Source organism: Cognataquiflexum nitidum, from assembly GCF_022538055.1.
Classification (GTDB): domain Bacteria; phylum Bacteroidota; class Bacteroidia; order Cytophagales; family Cyclobacteriaceae; genus Cognataquiflexum; species Cognataquiflexum nitidum.
In genome coordinates, this window is sequence record NZ_JAKZAM010000015.1 from 2,501 (window position 1) to 18,524 (window position 16,024).

The 16,024-nt window shown below is 42.1% G+C and carries 11 protein-coding genes and 2 rRNA genes (1 of these 13 only partly in view); 7 read left to right on the forward strand and 6 right to left on the reverse strand.

Translation table 11 applies throughout. From position 1 onward, the window contains the following. The 3 genes from MMU07_RS11545 to MMU07_RS11555 all read left to right on the forward strand — a co-directional run. A 23S ribosomal RNA gene (locus MMU07_RS11545) occupies positions 1–2,043 on the forward strand (it extends 798 nt beyond the left edge of the window). A gap of 182 nt (positions 2,044–2,225) precedes the next feature. Continuing rightward, positions 2,226–2,337: ribosomal RNA gene (gene rrf, locus MMU07_RS11550) — 5S ribosomal RNA — on the forward strand. Between the two features lie 637 nt (positions 2,338–2,974). Further along, entirely contained in the window at positions 2,975–3,637 is a 663-nt protein-coding gene (locus tag MMU07_RS11555; RefSeq protein ID WP_241126033.1) for a hypothetical protein, read from the forward strand. A 230-nt stretch (positions 3,638–3,867) separates the two neighbouring features. Here the strand turns inward: MMU07_RS11555 and MMU07_RS11560 are convergent, their stop codons facing one another. Continuing rightward, positions 3,868–4,635 carry an endonuclease/exonuclease/phosphatase family protein gene (locus MMU07_RS11560; protein WP_241126034.1) on the reverse strand — a complete coding sequence of 256 codons (768 nt, stop codon included), beginning with the start codon at positions 4,633–4,635 and terminating at the stop codon, positions 3,868–3,870. Between the two features lie 185 nt (positions 4,636–4,820). Between MMU07_RS11560 and MMU07_RS11565 the strand changes: the two genes are divergently transcribed. Further along, the gene (locus MMU07_RS11565; RefSeq protein WP_241126035.1) at positions 4,821–5,717 is read left to right on the forward strand and encodes a flavin reductase family protein; all 897 of its coding nucleotides are present in this window, start codon (positions 4,821–4,823) and stop codon (positions 5,715–5,717) included. Between the two features lie 28 nt (positions 5,718–5,745). On the opposite strand, the gene sppA is transcribed toward MMU07_RS11565, so the two are convergent. After that, positions 5,746–7,509 carry a signal peptide peptidase SppA gene (gene sppA, locus MMU07_RS11570; protein ID WP_241126036.1) on the reverse strand — a complete coding sequence of 588 codons (1,764 nt, stop codon included), beginning with the start codon at positions 7,507–7,509 and terminating at the stop codon, positions 5,746–5,748. Positions 7,510–7,581: 72 nt separating this feature from the next. Between sppA and folK the strand changes: the two genes are divergently transcribed. After that, positions 7,582–8,067 (forward strand): 2-amino-4-hydroxy-6-hydroxymethyldihydropteridine diphosphokinase, encoded by a 486-nt coding sequence (folK, locus tag MMU07_RS11575; protein WP_241126037.1) that lies wholly within the window; start codon positions 7,582–7,584, stop codon positions 8,065–8,067. 123 nt (positions 8,068–8,190) lie between these two features. Here folK and fabD read toward each other — a convergent pair whose 3' ends face one another. From fabD to MMU07_RS11595, 4 genes are all read right to left on the reverse strand, one after another. Continuing rightward, a complete protein-coding gene (fabD, locus tag MMU07_RS11580) occupies positions 8,191–9,066 on the reverse strand; it encodes an ACP S-malonyltransferase (RefSeq protein ID WP_241126038.1) in 876 nt (291 codons plus the stop codon). A 99-nt stretch (positions 9,067–9,165) separates the two neighbouring features. Beyond that, positions 9,166–9,819, reverse strand: a complete 654-nt coding sequence (locus MMU07_RS11585) for a carbonic anhydrase (RefSeq protein WP_241126039.1) — start codon at positions 9,817–9,819, stop codon at positions 9,166–9,168. A gap of 99 nt (positions 9,820–9,918) precedes the next feature. Further along, entirely contained in the window at positions 9,919–10,326 is a 408-nt protein-coding gene (locus MMU07_RS11590) for a thiol-disulfide oxidoreductase DCC family protein (protein ID WP_241126040.1), read from the reverse strand. Continuing rightward, positions 10,323–13,100, reverse strand: a complete 2,778-nt coding sequence (locus tag MMU07_RS11595) for a T9SS type B sorting domain-containing protein (RefSeq protein WP_241126041.1) — start codon at positions 13,098–13,100, stop codon at positions 10,323–10,325. The genes MMU07_RS11590 and MMU07_RS11595 overlap by 4 nt, the downstream gene beginning before the upstream one ends. Positions 13,101–13,361: 261 nt before the next feature. Here MMU07_RS11595 and MMU07_RS11600 point away from each other — a divergent pair, with 261 nt between their 5' ends. Further along, complete coding sequence (locus MMU07_RS11600; protein ID WP_241126042.1) at positions 13,362–14,045, forward strand: succinate dehydrogenase cytochrome b subunit; 684 nt, start codon at positions 13,362–13,364, stop codon at positions 14,043–14,045. 44 nt (positions 14,046–14,089) lie between these two features. Then, positions 14,090–16,024, forward strand: a complete 1,935-nt coding sequence (locus MMU07_RS11605; protein WP_241126043.1) for a fumarate reductase/succinate dehydrogenase flavoprotein subunit — start codon at positions 14,090–14,092, stop codon at positions 16,022–16,024.

Sequence of the window (16,024 nt, forward strand, 5' to 3'; positions counted from 1 at the left end):
GTAGGGGTGAAAGGCCAATCAAACTGAGAAATAGCTCGTACTCCCCGAAATGTTTTTAGGAACAGCGTCGTGGAATGTATGGCGGAGGTAGAGCTACCGATAGGACTAGGGGGAGTCATATCCTACCAAATCCTGACGAACTCCGAATGCCGCCATACAGTAACGGCAGTGAGGGCTTGGGTGCTAAGGTCCGAGTCCGAGAGGGAAAGAACCCAGACCTACCGCTAAGGTCCCGAAATTTACACTAAGTTGAACAAAGGTGGTCCAGCTGCTTAGACAGCCAGGAGGTTAGCTTGGAAGCAGCTATTCCTTTAAAGAGTGCGTAACAGCTCACTGGTCGAGCGGCAGGGCGTCGATAATAAACGGGCATCAAGTGTAATACCGAAGCGTAGGATTTACGGCAACGTATAATGGTAGGGGAGCATTCCAGCGGCGGTGAATGTGCATGGCGATGTGCGCTGGAGCTTCTGGAAAAGCAAATGTAGGCATAAGTAACGATAATGCGGGTGGGAAACCCGCACACCGATAGACCAAGGTTTCCTGATCAATGCTAATCAGATCAGGGTCAGTCGGGACCTAAGGCGAACCCGAAAGGGGCAGCCGATGGACAACAGGTCAATATTCCTGTACCGCGCATATGATAAAAGCGACGTAGGGGTGTACCCGGTGCGCACTGACGGAATAGTGCGTTGAACCGCGCGGAAGCGCGGGATAGTACACGGAGGCTCCGGCCGAAGTGATAATCCGGGGAATCCACTTCCAAGAAAAGCGAATATGCGTGCCCGTACCGCAAACCGACACAGGTGGTCAAGGAGAGGATCCTGAGGTGCTCGAGTGAATCATGGCTAAGGAACTCGGCAAAATGGCCCTGTAACTTCGGGAGAAGGGGCGCCTACCCTCACTTCGGTGGGGGAGGCCGCAGTGAAAAGGCCCAGGCGACTGTTTAGCAAAAACACATGGCTTTGCGAACTCGAAAGAGGAAGTATAAGGCCTGACACCTGCCCGGTGCCGGAAGGTTAAGAGGGGAGCTCAGCGCAAGCGAAGGTTTGAATCGAAGCCCCGGTAAACGGCGGCCGTAACTATAACGGTCCTAAGGTAGCGAAATTCCTTGTCGGGTAAGTTCCGACCTGCACGAATGGTGTAACGATCTGGGCGCTGTCTCAGCCATGAGCTCGGTGAAATTGTAGTCACGGTGAAGATGCCGTGTACCCGCAACGGGACGGAAAGACCCCATGAACCTTTACTGCAGCTTAGCATTGGTACCGGGTAAACGATGTGTAGGATAGGCGGGAGGCTGTGAAGTGGCGTCGCCAGGCGTTGTGGAGCCGTTGTTGAAATACCGCCCTTTGTTTGCTTGGTATCTAACCCCGCATAAGCGGGAGACATTGCTTGGTGGGTAGTTTGACTGGGGTGGTCGCCTCCAAAAGGATAACGGAGGCTTCCAAAGGTTCCCTCAGCACGCTTGGTAACCGTGCGCGGAGTGCAATAGCATAAGGGAGCTTGACTGTAAGGCCGACAAGCCGAGCAGGGTGGAAACACGGGTATAGTGATCCGGCGGTACAGCATGGAATGGCCGTCGCTCAAAGGATAAAAGGTACTCTGGGGATAACAGGCTGATCTCCCCCAAGAGCTCATATCGACGGGGAGGTTTGGCACCTCGATGTCGGCTCGTCACATCCTGGGGCTGGAGAAGGTCCCAAGGGTTCGGCTGTTCGCCGATTAAAGTGGCACGCGAGCTGGGTTCAGAACGTCGTGAGACAGTTCGGTCCCTATCTGTTGCGGGCGTGGGAAGTTTGAGGAGCGCTGACCTTAGTACGAGAGGACCGGGTTGGACTGACCGCTGGTGTACCGGTTGTGGTGCCAACTGCACTGCCGGGTAGCTACGTCGGGAAGAGATAAGCGCTGAAAGCATCTAAGTGCGAAACTCCCTCCAAGATGAGACTTCCAAACAGGGCCGTCAGAGACGATGACGTCGATAGGCTGCAGGTGCAAAGTCAGTAATGACAAAGCCGAGCAGTACTAATAGCCCGAAAACTTGCTTCAGGTCAGCCCTGTTGCATTCTCTGCAAGACATATCATCCCGATAGCTATCGGGACAAGTACGAAGGCCATAGGCTGAAGTACGAAGGAAAGAACATAAGAAATCAAGGGTAAAAGGCAAAAGAGACGTGCAGGATGAAAAACAATACTTCATCCTTCCTCCCTCCGCCTTCATCCTTCACAGTCTAGGCGGCCTTGCGCAGGGGTCCCACCTCTTCCCATCCCGAACAGAGAAGTTAAGCCCTGCAGCGCCGATGGTACTGGGGTTACACCCGGGAGAGTAGGCCGCCGCCACATTATTCAAAAAGCCAGCCCATAAAGCTGGCTTTTGGCGTTTTTGGAGGATTCCATTACTGTAATGATATCAGTCCGCCTCTTGCTGCCCCGATCCGCAGGGGCGGATAAGCCCCGCCAAAGCCGGGCAGGCCCGCAGCGCAGGTGGTACCGGTACGCCACGGCGCACGGGAGAGTAGGCCGCCGCCACATTATTGAGAGCCTTTGGAGAAATCCAAAGGCTTTTTGCGTTTATGATCACCCAACAGACCACAAAATTTTTCTGAACAACAAAGAAACAAAGAACCAAAGACTTCAAAGACGGCATTATAGTCGCCTCCACCTACGATCGCTATCTATGTTTAAAATGGAGCTGGCACTAGGTGTAGATACATTCTACACCTTTTTGTTTAGTAGAATTTGTAATTCAAATAGCCAAGAATTACCTTTCGTTTGAGCGTTTGGATAAATAGTCCAATTTCATCCCGATTGCTATCGTTGACGGATTTTATAGTAAAGATGAATCACAATTTCCACACAGTCCTAGCATCAAAAAGTTCTACTATGCCCATAAGAATAGAGTGAGAAATGGCGAAAATGCAAGAATTTGGAACAAACAAATAATAATCAAAAACCATCAATACAAATAAAACTAATTGAAATGCTTAATCAGATCACTTTAGCATGTTATACGCAAGGACATAAAAATCAATCAATTAATTCAGAAGCATGGTCGGTTCCTGAGTTATATTGTTCTTTTCTAAAAGAATTAGAATCTGGCAAAGTAGTAAAAGCAAATATCAATATTAGAGATGAATGGGGTGATTTGTTAGATTACTATGAAAACTATGGTGATGTAATTACTGTTAGGAACCATTTTGACTTTTCTGTCTATTCAATTTTAAACAAGCAAGAAAAGAAAAAGATGCAGCTGGAAGCTGTCCATAAGGGTATGATGCAAATAGCAGAAAAGGAAGGGTGGTCAATAGACTCACTTCTGGATGCCTATAACCAATGCTTGGAAAGGAACCTGGAATACCAATTTCAGGTTGGCAAGCCGAAATCATCACCTAATAGGAAGCACAAAATCGGTCTCTGGTGCAATTGGGATTTGGATGTTTTTGAATTCTATTGGATTTTGTTTGACAAGCAAAACATGGAGTTGAAGCGTGAAAGGTTTGTATCTAAGTCTCCTTATGAAGGTGAGATCGTTTACTATGTGAAATGGAATTGGATAAGTGAATCAGCCGTGGTTTTCCAAGACAAATACAAGTACGGGAAAAACGAATCTTGGAAGATTGATTTTTCGGATAAATTATTCTAAATCAACAAAGTGTAAGCCCCAAATTGGTGTAAAAAGGCCTCAATTTTAGGGGCAATTTGAAACTATACCTAAATTTAAATTAGTTCTTGTATAGCTGTCGGGAAGCAATTTACATTATTAACAATTTTCGTCCGTTTGGACAGCGCCTAAAAAATAGATTAAGATGAAATTTCAAACTGTAAGCCTTTTGTTATTTTTATTTTGGGAAGAAGCTCCCTCCACTAATGTTTTCACCAACTCACTTCCACCATCACCGGAAAATGGTCTGAAGGGTACTTCATTCCATAATTGTCTGTCAGGATTCCATGTCTGATTACGGTGATAGTTGGACTGACAAAAATATGGTCAATGATACCTTCGGGAAGCTTATCCCAATTGAAACCATTGAATGTTCCCTGATTTCCGATTGAAGGAATTTTTGAAATCAGCCTGCTGTCTTTCATATCAGAATTATTAAGAACAGTCTGATATGCCGGATTGTCGGGCATGACATTGAAATCTCCCATAAACAAAACAGGAAGGTTTTCTGTATTGATTTCTTTTATTTTTCTAATTACCAATTTACTGCTCTCTTCTCTTGCCTTTTGACCGATATGGTCATAATGGATATTGAATACATAGAACTTTTTACCTTCCTTACTTTCAAATTTCACCCAGGTACACACCCTATTCAAAGCGGCGTCCCATCCTTTTGAGGGCTTGTCCGGGGTTTCGGACAGCCAAAATGTGCTTTGATCCAAAACTTTTAGCTTTTCTGGATTGTAGAAAACCGCACTGAATTCTCCTTCTTTCCCGCCTTTGTCCCTGCCGACACCTACATATGGATAGCCCAACCCATTTTTGATTTCTTCAAGTTGATGGTACATCCCTTCTTGGGTTCCGATGATGTCCATTTTGTGAAATTTGATTTGATTAATCAAATGAGGCGCACGGTCTTTCCAGAGATTTCCTACGTCATTGGCATTATCAAATCGGATATTGTAGGTAGCAATGTTCATGTTTTGGGCTAAGGAGAATGAAACCGGAAAAGAAAATGCAATGAAAAACAATACAACAAGAGAATAAACGCGAATTGAGGAAGGTATCATGGTCTTTGTAATTTTTGATTTCTAAATTTAGCAATTAAATAAAGGCCTTACCGAACCGTTAATAGAAACCATTGTTATTATCTTAAAATTAAAAAATGAAGACCATCAATCCCAAGGATGTTTCGATTGCCCAATTCCACAGTTACCTGCTAGGTGCTATAGCCCCGCGTCCGATTGCATTTGCCAGTACGGTGGACAAGGAAGGCAGTGTCAATTTAAGTCCATTCAGTTTCTTCAATGTCTTTGGCACCAATCCTCCTGTGTTGGTTTTTTCACCTTCCCGAAGAGTCAGGGACAATACGACTAAGCATAGCTTGGATAATGTCTTGGAAGTGCCTGAGGTAGTCATCAATATGGTCAGCTTCTCTATGGTCGAACAAATGTCTTTGGCAAGTACTGAATATGAAAAAGGAGTCAATGAATTTGTGAAATCCGGGTTTTCGGAAGCATCATCCATTTTAGTAAAACCCCCAAGAGTGAAAGAAGCTTCTGTGGCTTTCGAATGTAAAGTGCTGCAAATATTACCAATAGGTGAAGGAGGAGGGTCCGCCAATCTGGTGATCTGTGAGGTTTTGCTCGCGCATATTTCCGAAGAGGTTTTGGATGAAAACGGGCAGATTTCCCCACAAAAATTGGACGCTGTGGCCAGAATGGGAGGGGATTGGTATTGTAGGGCAAATGGGGAAGCCTTATTTGAAATCGCCAAACCAATCAGGAATAAAGGCATTGGCGTTGATAACATTCCTCCGAACATCAGGAACAGTTCTGTATTGACCGGAAATAACCTTGGGAGGTTAGGCAATTGCGAAAAACTTCCCGAACCCATAGAAATACACCAATATTCTCAGGATGAAACGATTCAAGAAATGAAGTTAAGATTTAAAAATGACAGGGAGAGTTTTGATTTTCACTTGCACGAATATGCCAAAGAAGTGTTGGAATCAGGGGATGTGCAAACTGCTTGGAAGATTTTGCTTCAAGAACAAGGATAAAAAAAGGAGCGTTTAGCTCCTTTTTTTGTTATCTGATCACTATGTCATACGGCATCCTGACCATCATACCTTCGTATTTTTTGACACTTTCTACCTGTTTGTAAATCGGGTAAAATGTACCTAGCTGTTGCCTTTGATAGAATACCTGCACATCATTGCTAAATTCGCTCAAAAATCTTTCAAACCAAGGCTTGGCCTGTGGGTAATATATCACGCGGTAATCGTCTGCAACTCCGGCTTTTTCAGCAGCGATTTTCACAGCATCGTCCAATCCCCCCAAAACATCCACCAAACCATTTGCCAAAGCCTGATTTCCTGACCAAACTCTTCCTGATGCTACTTTCATAATTTCCTCTTTGCTGCGGTTTCTACCGTCCGCAACTCTTGTCAAAAAGACATCATAACCTTCTTCTACCTGGGCCTGGAAAATACTCTTTTCCATTTCAGAGATTTTTCGGGTTGGCGTAAGGAAATCAGAAAGTTCGCCGGTCTTGACCACATCGGTGGTAATTCCCATTTTGTTGTTAAGAAGGCCTTGGGCATTAAACCACAGGGCGAAAATCCCGATAGAACCAGTTATGGTATTGGGTTGTGCCACTATGGTATCTGCAGCAGCAGCAATGTAATATCCCCCGGATGCGGCAACTTCTCCCATGGAAGCGATGACGGGCTTTTCTTTGCTGGCAAGATCAAGTTCTCTCCAGATTACCTCAGATGCCAATGCGGATCCGCCGGGAGAATTTACTCTCAATACTATAGCTTTTACGTCTTTGTTTTTTCTGGCCTTTTTGATTTCTTCTTTGAAAGTGTCTGAAGCAATAGAGCCTTCGGATTTACCACTGACAATGTCTCCTTCGGCGACAATGACCGCAATCCTGTTTTTAGAGGTAAGGTTTTTGGTTTTAGAAGACCTGTTGATACCGGTCATGGTGATGGTATTGATATTATCCTCCTCACCCAATCCAAGTTTTTCTTTCATCAGGTCAATCACCTGATCTTCGTACCAGAGTCCGTCAATGAGTTTGTATTCCAAAGCATCGCTAAGTTTTCTCACCAACATTTTATTATTGATTTCGGTGATCGAATCCAAGGAAATGCCCCTGCTTTCGCTGATTTCATTCAAAGCAAAATTATTGAGGTCATTCAGAAAAGAGGCCGTCTGCATTCTGCTCGAATCACTCATTTTATCCAAAATAAAAGGTTCTACGGCACTTTTGAAATCTCCTACACGGAAAACCTGCGGCTCTATTTCAAGCTTTTCAAACATTCCTTTGAAGAATACCACCTCTGAAGCAAAGCCGTTGAATTCCATCAGACCGGAAGGGTTGATGTAAATTTCATCCGAAATAGAACTCAGAAAATATCCTCCTTCGGTGTAATACTCTCCATAGCTCACAATGAATTTTCCAGAAGATTTGAAATCCTTAAGTGCATCTCTCAGTTCCTTGATTCCTGCCTGTCCGGCTGAAAATGTTCCGGCTTTGATAAAAATCCCTTTTACATTTTCATTTTCTTTTGCTGTTTCAATTGCTCTTTTTAAGGAAGTCAAACCAACCGTCGAAACACCTCCAAAAACGTTGAAAGATGAAAAATCAGGATCATCCTCGCTGCTTCTTTCGACAAGTTGTCTTCCTTCAAGATTTAACAAGAGAACAGTGTTTTCTTTTACATTTACATCACTGTCCGCGGAAGAGGAAATGACCGCAATGATACCTGCGAAGATAAAAAAGCTCATTACCGAAAATATTAGCAATCCCACAATGACTGCCAAAACGTTACCAAGAAATCTCATAATATTTAATTTTGATGGCTAAATTACTTCTTTTTTATTTAAGTTTATCCCAATACAAACCTTAACAGCGGAATGAATCAAGTGGTTTTTATATTAGGGGGGAATCTTGGTGACAGGTTAAGATTAATAGAGGGGAGTGTTGATTTGATGGTCTCGCATTTTGGCTCCATAATCCGCAAATCTTCCATTTTTGAAACCGCAGCCTGGGGTGGAAAATCTAACGGGAATTACCTCAATCAGGTTCTTGTGTTCAACACTTCATTTTTCCCTGAAGAGATTTTAGATGTTATTTTGGAAATAGAGTTAAAAATGGGTAGAACAAGAGGAGAGAAGTGGGGTGACCGGACGATGGATATTGATATCCTTTACTTCGGAAATGAAAAGTTCCAATCAGAAAGACTTACTATTCCACATCCATTTCTACAGGAAAGAAGATTTGTTTTGAAACCTTTGGCAGAGATTCTCCCTGATTTCGTGCATCCCGTTTTATATAAAACTCACCAAGAACTTTTAGAGAATTGTTTGGATAAATCAAGTGTGATGCGCTTTAAAAATTGAAGAAGCCATCCCAAACGTTGGAATGGCTTCCCATTTTTTCTTTCTATTTCAATTAGTTCAATTCAGTTTCTTGAGAATTCAATTAACCAATTAACCAATTAACCAATTAACCATTCCCCGACTCTAAATGCTACTGACTTCCGCTTCTTTGTGGATTTTTTTTACCAAACCCTGAAGTACTTTTCCCGGACCACATTCCACAAAATGGGTAGCACCATCGGCCACCATATTTTGAACAGACTGTGTCCATTTGACTGGTGCGGTCAGTTGGGCAATCAGGTTTTTTTTGATTTCTTCTATGTCACTCACTCCTTTTGTGCTTACGTTTTGGTAAATAGGACAGCTTGGTTGGTGAAATGTGGTTGACTCAATGGCTTTTTGCAGTTTCACTCCGGCAGGTCCCATAAGTGGGGAGTGGAAAGCACCTCCAACAGGCAAAGGCAAAGCTCTTTTTGCTCCGGCTTCCTTCATTTTTTCACAGGTGATTTCAATTCCTTTATTTGTGCCTGAGATGACCAATTGTCCGGGACAATTGTAGTTGGCAGGAACGACAATTTCCTCTTTGACCGAAGCGCAGATTTCCTCTACTTTTTCATCTTCAAGGCCCAAGATGGCAGCCATTCCGGATGGGTTGATTTCACAGGCTTCCTGCATGGCAAGTGCCCGCTGGTAGACTAATTTTAGACCATCCTCAAAGGCTAGAGTTTCATTGGCTACCAAAGCAGAAAATTCACCTAAAGAGTGACCTGCTACCATATCTGGGTTGAAATCTGGAGATGTTTTGGCGAGTATTACCGAATGCAAAAAGATGGCCGGCTGGGTTACTTTAGTTTGTTTCAATTCCTCATCCGAACCTTCAAACATGATATCAGAAATTCGGAACCCCAAGATTTCATTGGCTTTTTCGAAAAGCTTTTTTGCATCTTTATTGCTTTCATAAAGGTCTTTTCCCATACCTGAAAACTGTGCACCCTGTCCCGGAAAAACGTATGCTTTCATAATTTGTGATTTAATTTTTATTTATGACCTGCAAATATACCAAAAAAAAAAGTGGCCTATGTTTAGGTCACTTTTTCACCGTCATGATTTATCATCTTTTCAGGTATTAACTTCGGAGTGATGGAAATCACCAAGATTATAAATTTCCATGATATCTTTTAAAATTCCCTGAAAATCAATGTTTAGGTCAATTAATTTCCCGGTTTGGATGTCAAAAACCCATCCATGAACTTTCATATCCCTTTCTTTAATGGCTTTTTGGACCGCTGCAGTTTTTATAAGGTTGACACACTGTTCCTGTACATTCAGTTCCACAAGCCTGTTGTATTTTTCGTTTTCATCAATAATGGCATTCAATTCTTTTCTATGTATCCTGTAAACATCCCTGATATTTCTCAGCCAAGGGTTGAGTAATCCAAGATCTGCCGCGTTCATTGCTGCCTTTACTCCGCCACAAAAATAGTGTCCACACACCACCACATGGTTCACACCTAGATTTTGTACTGCATAGTTCAATACCGACATCACATTGAGGTCAATGCTGATAACCATATTTGCAATATTTCTATGTACAAAAACTTCTCCGGGTTGTACTCCCATTAATTCTTCTGCGGTGACTCTACTGTCAGAACAGCCAATATATAAAATATCAGGTTTTTGGCCCTTGGACAAATTTTCAAAATAATTTGGATCAATCTCAAGTTTAGAGGTTATCCAGTTTTGGTTGTTTTCAAAAACTCTGTTTATATCCATATCATTAAATAATTACAATTGTTGAGCTTTTGAAGATAAAAAGAAAAGCCAAAATCAGAAGGGGTTTTTATACCAATAGCTAAATTATCCATTCATTCTTTATAAAAATTTTTGTTTTTCTTTTGTAGAGGGAATCCTGCAAGTTTCTTTTTTCCCAAACCACTTATACCTGTTTCTCGCAATCCAGTCATAAATCGGATCTCTAATAAAGGCAGGCACGACATTAAAAATATACATGGCGGGCCAAGGGCTTTCCAAATTTCTTGCGATTTCAAGGGCCGCTTTACTTTTGTAAAACACCAAGTCACCTCTGATCAAAATGATAGAATCAATATAATCTTGGTTAATTTTATACTCCTTTAGAATAATTTTAGTGGCATTGTCCTGAAGAGCTCCAAATTTGAAGCAGTCGTTTTTATCCCTTCGGATAATAAAATCGACGGCGTTGTTGCACAAATTGCAGACGCCGTCGAAAAGGATAATATCATACTTGTCTTGGATTCTCATCGGATGATCTGAACAGTCCCTTTGAGTTTTTGTTCTTGCTTTGTAGGATCCAAGACATCAAATTTTACTGTTGCAGTATAGAAATAAGTGCCCGAAGGCAATTCATTACCTTTTTTATCAGTACCATCCCATCTAATGTAGACGTCATTTTCTGTAGAAGATAGACTGTTGTAATTGAAAACTTCCACACCCCATCTATTGACAATAAATATTTCTACTCCCAACACAAAACGTGGACATTTGGCGAATGGATTGTCAAAAGCCATAAAAGTCTCATTGATGCCGTCCCCGTTTGGGGTGAATGCGTTAGGCAAGAAATAGCTTGGGCAATTGTCTACACAGACAGTGTTGCTTGGTTCGCTTTCATTCCCCGATCTGTCTACTGCTGTGATATAATAACATCCCCTGTAATTAGGAAGGTCTTTGATAAGGGCATCCCTTTCAAATGCAGAGTAAGTTTCGACCAATACAAATTGACCTTCTTCGCCTTCTGAAGTGAAATACAGCCTGAAAGCACTCAATTCATCATCACAAACACCACTGAAATTGGGTTCCCAGCTAAGTTCATGCTCAAAGGTGTTGTTGCCACAGCCTTTTTCAGACAAGTATTCGGTACACTCAGGTCCTTCAAAAACCAATACAGGTGGACAAGGCAATCTGTCATCATCGGGTCTGGCACAGATGATTTGAGATTTGTTTTCCAAAGGATATTCAATTTGATCTATATTATATGCACCCTTTGTGATCACAAAATAGCAATATTCAATGTCCTTTTTTAGTGTGACACCATTGTGTCTGCCATCATCGAAATAAGTAAATCCTGTAACAGTGGGGTCAACTTCAGCAATAAGCTCAAAATTGTTTTCATCCAAAGCATCAGTATCATTTCTATTTCGATATACTTCGTGCTTGTATTGGGAAATCGTGTTGTTCCAAGGAGTGGTGAATTGCCATTTCAACTCAATAGCCTCATTGATGATGACCAAATCCAACCTTACAGAGGAGGCGGAACTTGAACTGTCAATAGTAGTTGTATTTTGCTTTAAAATTACCTTATAATTATACACCAGATTTTCAGTGTTCAATCCTGTATCAGTAAATGATGTATCGGAAGTACTGACAACAGACACTCTGTTTTGGCTTCCCGTAAAACCATTATTTCTTAAAAGTTCATATGTAAAAGGACCCGGGAATTGGGTTCTATCTATATCATAAGGAGGGGTCCATTTCACAAAAATCTGACCTGATTCAGTATCTGTTGCTTCTATGCTGACATTGGTTATCAATGGTACATCCACATCTATAGTAATGCAGATTTCTTCCGAGACAATACTTTCACCTGATCTCGGACTTGGGAATCCTGCCACCAACCTATAGCAGTAGGTATTTCCGGGGGCTAAACCTTCGCCCATATTGGTGTCCAAGAAATCAAAAGTGGCCATATCTGTGGTTCCTACTAGCTCGTAGCCTGCCCTTATCCCGGTTTCACAGGAATCAGGCTCATAAGGATCGGAATTAATCTTTCTCCATACCTGCATGGTTTGCGCTGAACTCCCGCAGGAATAAGGGGCCCATTGGACATTGACAGACCTACCTTGCCCCTGTTCTACATTCTCAAGAACGGGAGGTGGACCGATTACTTTAATATTCCAAGTCTTTATGTCTACAAGTGCAGGGCCTGATCTTGGTTGGTCGGTGATCCTAATTCTTACTTGATATTCTCTTTCACGGACGTGGCTACAAATGGTCTGCCATGAAAAATTAATCACTCCAGGTGTTATTTGGAATACTGACTCGGGAGTGTAGGTAGCAGGAGAGCTAAGAATTTCAATAGGGTCTCCAAAAACTTCAATTTTGATGGGGTCTCCGTCTGGGTCAGAACCCTGGATTATTTCCTCTATTTTTGTTCCTGCAACCACACAGAGGTCATCAGGAAGGATTAGTACAGGTCTATTGTTGTTGGAGTTTTCGATAATAATCTGCATATCCCTCACCACATAGCCGATTAGTTGCCATTCTCCCGCGATTCTTCTGTATTCATTTATCCTGAATGCCACATTATATTGTCCGGCCAGACCAGGTGCATCCCAGACAAGGTCACCTGTCAAAGGGTCCACGGTCAAAAAAGGATTGGGAGATCCGTCTTCTCTATTGAAACTAAACTCAGGACTAGCGGGGCTACGGTAATTATTTACGGGTCTTTGAAAATTCTGCTTTGGAATGTCTAAACTGTAGGATAAACTGTCCCCGTCAGGATCAAAGGCTCCGGGATTGTGAATAAATCTCCTGTTTACAGCACCATTGTCTACCGGAGGAATCGTCAAAACAGGAGAATTGTTGACTCCAATAAATGGATCGATGATGATCTGAGTCTCCACATAAAACGGAGTTTCAACAGAATTATCCATATTTAGGGTAAGGTCATTCCTGTTGAATTCCCTAAACCAGATAGTATATCTTCCTGGCCCCTGAAATGTGTGTTCAATGACAAATGTATTTTTTTCGATTTGGTTGCCTAAAGCTTCTACAAGTTGAAAGTCGCTTTCGGTATTAAGGCTGACTTCTCTGCCATCACCAAAATTGATAAATCCAGGACCAAACTCAACACTTGATCTGGTATCAGTATAACCAACTACTGTTATCTTATAAGTCAATGTCTGTATCGAAACCCGCTCTGCTGTGATCTCCCCAGCACGGATGTGCGTGGCAAATGCCTGGGAAACAGAAAGGATCAAAATACAAAAGGAAATTAAAAATGAATATCGTAATCTCATGCAGGTAGAATTTGATCATCAAGATATACGAAAATAAATAAATCAGGATGAAATTTTGTACTTAAATCAAACAATAAAAATAAACAGATGGTTAGCAGTAAATTAAAAAGAAGTGAAAATAACCTCTTAATAAAGGCTATTTAGAATAATTTAAAATAAGTTCATTCGATTGCTCTTGGATTGTTTACTAACCTTTCCAAATGTAAATTTGGCCTCTAAGTTTAAAAACCTATTTTCAATCGAACACTTAAGAAAAAACATATGAGTTGGGTATCAAAAACCTTAAGCAGCACCTTGGGCAAAAAACTACTAATGGCCCTTACAGGATTGTTTTTAATATTATTCTTGGTCATCCATTTGATTGGTAACCTTCAGCTTTTATTTCCCGATAACGGTGAGTCTTTTAACCTTTATGCAGACAGCATGGCCAACAATCCACTCATCAGGATAGTCTCTATCGGTAACTTTGCTTTTATCCTTCTTCATGTTCTCTATTCTATTATGTTATCAAGACATAATAATATTTCTAGGCCGATAGATTATGCGGTAAACAAAGCTTCCACAAACAGTTCTTGGTCTTCACGAAATATGGGGATTCTTGGTACAATTATCTTAATATTTCTCTTGGTACATTTAAAGGGGTTTTATTACGAAATCAAATTTGGCGAAATGCCTACGGTGGATTACGCGGGAGTGACTTACAAAAACGTATTTGCAATTGTTGCGGCAGCGTATTCCAATGTGCTATATGTCGCATTTTATGTTGTCGCTATGGGGTTCTTGGGTTTTCACCTTTCCCATGGATTTGCAAGTGCCTTTCAGACCCTTGGTCTAAATCACGTGAAATATTCTCCTTTGATCCAGAAAGTCGGTTTTGGCTTTTCTATCATAGTTCCGGCTCTTTTTGCCCTGATTCCTATTGTGATGTACATCCAGTCGCTTTGAATGGATTGATTAAAAATGAATGTAGAAAATTAAATCTGACCTAGATGATACTAGATTCTAAAATACCTGAAGGCCCATTGGCAGAAAAATGGACCAAACATAAATTTAACGTGAAGTTGGTCAACCCGGCCAATAAAAGGAAATATGATGTCATTGTCGTTGGGACAGGACTTGCAGGTGCTTCAGCAGCAGCTTCTCTGGCAGAGTTGGGGTACAATGTAAAAGCGTTTTGTTTCCAAGACAGCCCACGAAGGGCGCATTCTATTGCAGCTCAGGGAGGAATTAATGCAGCTAAAAACTACCAAAACGACGGGGATTCAGTGTACAGGTTGTTTTATGACACCATAAAGGGAGGTGACTACAGGGCAAGAGAGTCCAATGTCTACCGCTTAGCAGAGGTGTCTGTAAAGATCATTGACCAATGTGTGGCCCAAGGCGTTCCTTTTGCCCGTGAGTATGGAGGCTTGTTGGCCAACCGGTCTTTTGGAGGGGCGCAAGTTTCACGTACTTTTTACGCGAGAGGCCAGACAGGCCAGCAATTACTTCTAGGCGCTTATTCAGCATTGAGCCGTCAGGTTGCCAATGGTAAAGTGAAATTGTACCCACGTACTGAGATGATGGATGTGGTGACTATTGATGGGAAAGCAAAGGGAATCATAACAAGGAATCTGATTACAGGTGCTATAGAATCTCACGCTGCACATGCAGTTTTGCTTTGCACAGGCGGTTATGGTAATGTATTCTTTCTGTCTACCAATGCCATGGGATCTAATGTGACGGCAGCATGGAGGGCGCATAAAAAAGGCGCCTTGATGGCAAATCCGTGCTTTACACAGATTCACCCTACATGTATTCCGGTGTCAGGAGACCATCAGTCCAAATTGACGCTTATGTCCGAATCTTTGAGAAACGACGGTAGGGTATGGGTACCTGCCACTGTTGCTACTGCAGAAAAACTTAGAAAAGGCCAAATCAAAGCCAACGATATCAAAGAGGAAGACAGGGATTATTTCTTAGAAAGAAAATATCCTTCCTTCGGTAACCTTGTGCCAAGAGATGTTGCATCAAGAAATGCAAAATATGTTTGTGATGAAGGCAGGGGAGTAAATGAAACAGGAGAAGCTGTTTTCTTGGATTTTAGAGATGCTATCAAAAGAGACGGAAAAGATATCATCAGTGCCAAGTATGGCAACTTGTTTGACATGTATCAGCAGATTACAGGTGAAAATCCTTATGAAATGCCAATGATGATATACCCTGCAGTCCACTACACAATGGGCGGGCTTTGGGTGGATTACAACCTGATGACCAATGTCCCCGGCTTGTATGCATTGGGTGAAGCCAACTTTTCTGACCATGGTGCCAATAGGTTGGGTGCCTCTGCGTTGATGCAGGGACTTGCAGATGGATATTTCGTGATTCCTTATACCATAGGGGATTATTTGGCGCAAAATCCTGCCGGAAAAATCGGGACCGACCATCCGGAATTCCAAAAGGCCGAAAAAGAGGTAAAAGAGAGGATTCAAAAACTTCTCGGCATCAAAGGAGAAAAGACCATTGACCATTTCCATAAGAGATTGGGAAAGATCATGTGGGATTATTGCGGAATGGCTAGAACAGAAGAAGGTCTAAAAAAAGCAAAAGCTATGATCAAAGAACTGAAATCGGAGTTTTGGTCAAGCGTTAATGTACTTGGAGACAACGAAGAACTCAACCAATCTCTCGAAAAAGCGCATAGAGTTGCAGACTTTATTGAGTTGGGAGAGCTGATGGTCGATGATGCTTTGAACAGAAATGAATCCTGTGGGGGTCATTTCAGGGAAGAATACCAGACTCCTGAAGGAGAAGCCCTAAGAGACGATGAAAATTTCGCCTACGTGGCAGCTTGGAAATACCTTGGAGAAGGTCAGGAAGAGGAATTGGTCAAAGAACCGTTGATATTTGAAAACGTCAAACTGACCCAAAGAAGTTACAAGTAA